Source organism: Rhodopseudomonas sp. BR0C11, assembly GCF_010820945.1.
GTDB lineage: Bacteria > Pseudomonadota > Alphaproteobacteria > Rhizobiales > Xanthobacteraceae > Rhodopseudomonas > Rhodopseudomonas palustris_H.
The window spans coordinates 1-6,014 of record NZ_QTKI01000306.1; the positions used below are offsets into that span (position 1 = coordinate 1).

Below are 6,014 nucleotides of genomic sequence, written 5' to 3' on the forward strand. Positions count from 1 at the left end.
CGATCACACCGCGTCCGGCGCTGGCACTGTCTCCGGCTACTCCCGCGACCAAATCCATCAGCTCTGCCGCAGCTACGCAGCCGATCCAAGTGCAGCATCATTTCGGCCATGGCGGCGGCGGTCCCCGCGTCGGTGGATTCCATGGCGGCGGATTCCGCGGCGGTGGTTTCCGGGGAGGACCTGCATTCCATGGCGGCTTCCGCGGCGGGCCGGCGGTTGGACCACGGTTCTACGGCGGCGGACGACATGTCTACGGCGGCCCGCGGGTCTATGGCGCACCGCGCTTCTACGGACGGCCGCGTTACTTCGGCGCTCGTCACTACGGCTTCCACCGTCGTTACTACCGGCCGCGCGTCTACGGCTATTACGGGCCGGCCTATTACGGCTCCGCCTACTACTACCCATCCTATTACGGCTACTACCGGCCGCGGGTCTGCCGCGTGGTGTGGACGTATTATGGCCCGCGCCGCATCTGCCATGTCCGACATTGGCGTCACCACTGGCACCGGCACTGGCGACATCATCACCGCCACCATCATCACCATCGCCACTGGCGCGTTTACTGACCGATCTCAAAAGCAAAACAGGCGCCCCGGGGGGCGCCTGTTTGGTTGTTAGTTCGACTGGTGCTTAGTGCCAGTCGCGGATGTCGACGAAGTGGCCGGCGATCGCGGCGGCAGCGGCCATCGCGGGCGACACCAGATGGGTGCGGCCCTTGAAGCCCTGACGGCCCTCGAAGTTGCGGTTCGAGGTCGAGGCGCAGCGCTCTTCCGGCGCCAGCTTGTCGGGGTTCATCGCGAGGCACATCGAGCAGCCCGGCTCGCGCCATTCGAAGCCGGCCTTGATGAAGATCTTGTCCAGCCCCTCGGCCTCGGCCTGCTCCTTCACCAGTCCGGAGCCCGGCACGATGATGGCGTTGACGTTAGCATTGACGGTCTTGCCCTCGGCGACCTTGGCGGCGGCGCGCAGGTCTTCGATGCGGCCGTTGGTGCAGGAGCCGATGAACATCCGGTCGATCTTGATGTCGGTGATTTTGGTGCCGGGGGTCAGGCCCATATAGGCCAGCGCGCGCTCCTTGGAGAGCCGCTTGGCTTCATCAGCGATGTCAGCCGGGTTCGGCACGCGGCCGGTGACCGAGATCACATCCTCGGGGCTGGTGCCCCAGGTGACGATCGGCGGCAATGCGGCGGCGTCGAGCTTCAGCTCGTGATCGAAATGCGCGCCGTCGTCGGAGCGCAGCGTCTCCCAATAGCGCAGCGCGGCGTCCCAGGCGGCGCCCTTCGGCGCCAGCGGACGACCCTTCAGGAATTCGTAGGCACGCTCGTCCGGCGCGATCAGGCCGGCGCGGGCGCCGCCTTCGATCGACATGTTGCAGACCGTCATGCGGCCTTCCATCGACAGCGACCGGATCGCGTCGCCGGCGTATTCCAGCACGTAGCCGGTGCCGCCCGCGGTGCCGATCTCGCCGATGATCGCCAGGATCACGTCCTTGGCGGTGACGCCGTCCGGCAGCTTGCCGTCGACGGTCACGCGCATGTTCTTGGCCTTCTTCTGGATCAGCGTCTGGGTCGCCAGCACATGCTCGACCTCGGAGGTGCCGATGCCGTGCGCCAGCGCGCCGAACGCGCCGTGGGTCGAGGTGTGGCTGTCACCGCAGACGATGGTGGTGCCGGGCAGCGTGAAGCCCTGCTCCGGGCCGATGACGTGGACCACGCCCTGACGCTTGTCGAACTCGTTGTAGTAGGTGATGCCGAAGTCGCGGGCGTTCTCGGCCAGCGCGGCGATCTGCTCGGCGCTTTCCGGATCCGGATTGGGCTTGGAACGATCCGTGGTCGGCACGTTGTGATCGACCACCGCCAGCGTCTTCTCCGGCGCGTGCACCTTTCGGCCGGCGGTGCGCAGACCTTCGAACGCCTGCGGCGAAGTGACTTCGTGCACCAGATGGCGGTCGATATACAGCAGGCAGGTGCCGTCTTCGGCCTCGTGGACCAGATGGTCGTTCCAGATCTTGTCGTACAGCGTGGTGGGCTTAGCGGACATGGTGTCGGTCCTTCGGAAGGATCTTTGATTTGTCGAATTGAGCAGGATCGCGCGGCGCCAATGCGCCGTCGGCTGATCAGCTAATCAGCGCGGCCGTGGTCAGCCGGCCGAAGAACCGCCACGGCAGGCGGCTGCGGTCATCGAGCACAATCTTCGAGGCGCGGCGGCGGTTTGGAAACATTCCATCCATATAGCACGTCGCGGCAGGGCCACAACGCTTCGCCGAGCAGACAGGCGCACAGCGCAGGCGCAACAAAAAAGCGCGACCCGAAGGCCGCGCTTTCTAAATCCGAAATGTCGAAGCGCCGATTACTCGGCCGCAGCAACCGCAGCGGTGCGGTCCTGCTTCTTCTCGACGATGCGGGCCGACTTGCCGCGCAGGTTGCGCAGGTAATACAGCTTGGCCCGACGCACCTTGCCGCGGCGCACAACCTTGATCGAGTCGATCATCGGCGACAGCAGCGGGAACACGCGCTCCACGCCCTCGCCGTACGAGATCTTGCGCACCGTGAAGCTCTCGTTGATGCCGCCGCCCGAGCGGCCGATGCAGACGCCTTCGTAGGCCTGCACGCGCGAACGCTCGCCTTCGACGACCTTCACGTTGACGATCACGGTATCACCGGGACCGAACTCCGGAATCGTCTTGCCGGCCGACAGCTTGTCGAACTGCTCTTTTTCGAGCGTCTGAATCAGGTTCATCGATAATTCTCCATCGGCGGCGCGCCCGACCATCCCGGCGCGGGCTGCGCAAAGATCCATTGTCCTGCCATTGCACGGATTTGGCGGTGCTATACGGCAATCTTGGGGGTTTGTCACCCGTCCGTCTTGTTTTTTGGCGTTTTTTGCGATTCGCCCTTTGCCCGAATGGTTTGCGCCGGCCTAGCAGCCCACAAATCCGGTCGCCGGGCCTTGGTCAGGGCCTCCGCTTCGCCCAGTCGCCACGCCGCGACCTTGCCGTGATCGCCCGACAGCAGCACCTCGGGGATCGGCCGGCCCTCGAACGTCTGCGGCCGGGTGTATTGCGGATATTCCAACAGACCGGCCGAAAAGCTCTCGTCGGTCGAGGATTCCAGCTTGCCCATCACGCCCGGCAGCAGCCGGACGCAGGCGTCGATCAGCGCCATCGCGGCGATCTCACCGCCTGACAGCACGTAATCGCCGATCGAGACCTCCTCGAGCCCGCGCGCGTCGATCACCCGCTGGTCGATGCCTTCGAACCGGCCGCAGACGATCAGCGGCCCGGGGCCGGCCGCCAGCTCGGCAACGCGCGCCTGGGTCAATGGCCGACCGCGCGGGCTCATCACCAAACGCGGACGGTCCGCGGATGCGTCCACGGCGTCGATTGCGGCCGCCAGCACGTCCGCCCGCAGCACCATGCCGGGGCCGCCGCCCGCCGGGGTGTCGTCGACGCTGCGGTGTCGGTCAGTGGCCGAGTCCCGGATATCGCGCGCCTCCAGGCCCCACAGCCCGGACGCCAGCGCCCGCCCCGCCAGGCTGACGCCGAGCGGGCCGGGAAACATCTCCGGAAACAGGGTGAGGACAGTGGCGCGCCAGGTCATGCAGGGCCTGCAACAGGTGAGGCGTCATGCGCGGGCTTGACCCGCGCATCCATCATCTTCGCGAGACGATGGATCGCCGGGTCAAGCCCGGCGATGACCACAGAGAATGTAGCAGCGCTCGGCCGGACCGATCGACGCGCCTTCACGCCTCCGGATGGTTCGGCGTGTCGCCTTCGATCTCGTTCGGCGGCTCGATCACCACCTGGCCGGCGGCGAGGGCGACGGTCGCGGCAGCGTCGGACCTGACGGCGGCGCGATTTCGATGATGTCGCCGGCGCCGAAATTATGGCTCGCCACCACCTTGCCGAGCGGATCGCCCGTCGTGGTGACCGCGGCGAGCCCGATCAGGTCGGCGTGGTAGTACTCATCGGCCTCGGTCGGCGGCAGCTTGTCGCGCGCCACATAGAGCTCGACGCCGTTGAGCCGTTCAGCCTCATCACGCGTGGTGACGCCTTTCAGCGTCACCACCAGATGGCTCTTGGCCTCGCGCGCGCTCGCGATCTCGAACTGGCGCGCGCCGTCCTTGGTCACGAGCGGACCGTAGTCGCTCACGGCGAACGGATCGGCGGTGAAGCTCCACAGCCGCACCGCACCGCGCACGCCATGCGGCGCGCCGATCCGGGCGACGCAGATGAGCCCGGACGGCATCAACCGCCCCGCTTACTTGCCGTCGGCGGCCTTGCGCTCCTTGCGCGGCACCGCCTTCTCGGGGTTGTTGCGGGCTTCACGCTTGCGGACACCGGCGGTGTCGAGGAAGCGGGCCACGCGGTCCGACGGCTGCGCACCCTTGGCGAGCCAATCCTTGACCTTGTCGAGGTCGAGCTTCAGACGGGCTTCGTTGTCCTTCGCCATCAGCGGATTGAAGTAGCCGAGACGCTCGATGAAGCGGCCATCGCGCGGGAAGCGCGAGTCGGCGACGACGACGTGATAGAACGGGCGCTTCTTGGTACCAGCGCGCGCGAGGCGGATGACGACGGACATTGCGGATCTCCTAGGTGGGGGTTCGTGTGTGTGTGTTTGTGACTAAATGATTAGTTCGTCATTCCGGGGCGCGCGAAGCGCGAACCCGGAATCCCGAGCTGTTCTGGGAGAGAGAGATTCCGGGTTCGCCGCTGCGCGGCGCCCCGGAATGACAAAAGCGAGGGAGTGCTCGGGCTCATTTCTTCTTCCCGAGGAAGCCGCCGAGGCCCGGCAGAGTCGGCTTGCCGGACAGGCCGGTGAGGCCGGGCAGATTGGGCATACCGCCGCGCAGCGACGCCGGCAGATCCTTCGGAAGCTCCGGCAGCCCTTCGGGCATGTCGCCGCTCTTCATTTTTTCCTGCATCGCCTTGATCTCGTCGGGCGAGGGCAGGCCGCCGCCGAAGCCCATCGCCTTGGCGAAGCCGGCCATCGGGCCGCCCTTGCCGCGACCCACGGCCTTCATCATGTCGGCCATGTTGCGATGCATCTTCAGCAGCTTGTTGACGTCCTCGACCTTGATGCCGGCGCCGGCGGCGATGCGCTTCTTGCGGCTGGCCTTGAGGATGTCGGGGTTCTTGCGCTCCTCGCGGGTCATCGAATCGATGATCGCAACCTGGCGCTTGAGCACCTTGTCGTCGATCCCGGCAGCCGCGATCTGGTTCTTCATCTTGGAGATGCCGGGCATCAGGCCCATAAGGCCGCCGATGCCGCCCATCTTGGTCATCTGCAGCAGCTGATCGCGCAAGTCCGTCAGGTCGAACTTGCCCTTGCGCATCTTCTCGGCGACGGCGGCGGCCTTTTCGGCGTCCAGCGTCGCAGCGGCCTTTTCGACCAGCGAGACGATGTCGCCCATGCCGAGGATGCGGCTGGCGATCCGGCTCGGGTGGAAGTCTTCCAGCGCATCGGTCTTTTCGCCCGTGCCCATCAGCTTGATCGGCTTGCCGGTGACGGCGCGCATCGACAGCGCGGCACCGCCGCGGCCGTCGCCGTCGATACGGGTCAGCACGATGCCGGTGAGGCCCACGCGCTGATCGAACGCGCGCGCGAGATTGACGGCGTCCTGACCGGTCAAGCTATCAGCGACCAGCAGCACTTCGTGCGGATTGGCGGCGGCTTTGATCTCGGCCGCCTCGGTCATCATCTCTTCGTCGAGCGTGGTGCGGCCGGCGGTGTCGAGCAGCACGACGTCGTAGCCGCCGAGCTTGCCGGCTTCCATCGCGCGCCGGGCGATATCCGGCGGCTGCTGACCGGCGACGATCGGCAGCGTGTCGATCGAAAGATCGCGGCCGAGCACCGCGAGCTGCTCCATGGCGGCCGGACGATAGACGTCGAGCGAGGCCATCAGCACCTTGCGCTTGTCGCGCTCGGTCATGCGGCGCGCCAGCTTGGCGGTGGTGGTGGTCTTACCGGAGCCCTGCAGACCGACCATCATGATCGGCACCGGCGGCACGGCGT

6 protein-coding genes and 1 pseudogene are annotated in these 6,014 nt (G+C 66.5%); 1 reads left to right on the forward strand and 6 read right to left on the reverse strand.

What is annotated here, in order from left to right; translation table 11 throughout:
- Positions 1–566, forward strand: a 566-nt coding sequence (locus tag DYI24_RS19475) for a hypothetical protein (protein ID WP_164573475.1), incomplete at its 5' end; no start/stop codon positions are given.
- A gap of 64 nt (positions 567–630) precedes the next feature.
- Here DYI24_RS19475 and leuC read toward each other — a convergent pair.
- The 6 genes and pseudogenes from leuC to DYI24_RS19505 form a co-directional block, all read right to left on the reverse strand.
- Positions 631–2,040 (reverse strand): 3-isopropylmalate dehydratase large subunit, encoded by a 1,410-nt coding sequence (gene leuC, locus DYI24_RS19480; protein ID WP_164573476.1) that lies wholly within the window; start codon positions 2,038–2,040, stop codon positions 631–633.
- Positions 2,041–2,349: 309 nt separating this feature from the next.
- Positions 2,350–2,739 carry a 50S ribosomal protein L19 gene (gene rplS / locus DYI24_RS19485; protein WP_011155809.1) on the reverse strand — a complete coding sequence of 130 codons (390 nt, stop codon included), beginning with the start codon at positions 2,737–2,739 and terminating at the stop codon, positions 2,350–2,352.
- Between the two features lie 113 nt (positions 2,740–2,852).
- The gene (gene trmD / locus DYI24_RS19490) at positions 2,853–3,599 is read right to left on the reverse strand and encodes a tRNA (guanosine(37)-N1)-methyltransferase TrmD (RefSeq protein WP_107353841.1); all 747 of its coding nucleotides are present in this window, start codon (positions 3,597–3,599) and stop codon (positions 2,853–2,855) included.
- Positions 3,600–3,741: 142 nt separating this feature from the next.
- A pseudogene (gene rimM / locus DYI24_RS19495) lies at positions 3,742–4,247 on the reverse strand (ribosome maturation factor RimM).
- A 12-nt stretch (positions 4,248–4,259) separates the two neighbouring features.
- Positions 4,260–4,580, reverse strand: a complete 321-nt coding sequence (gene rpsP / locus DYI24_RS19500) for a 30S ribosomal protein S16 (protein ID WP_011155812.1) — start codon at positions 4,578–4,580, stop codon at positions 4,260–4,262.
- Between the two features lie 175 nt (positions 4,581–4,755).
- A partial coding sequence (locus DYI24_RS19505) for a signal recognition particle protein (protein ID WP_164573477.1) occupies positions 4,756–6,014 on the reverse strand: 1,259 nt, incomplete at its 5' end.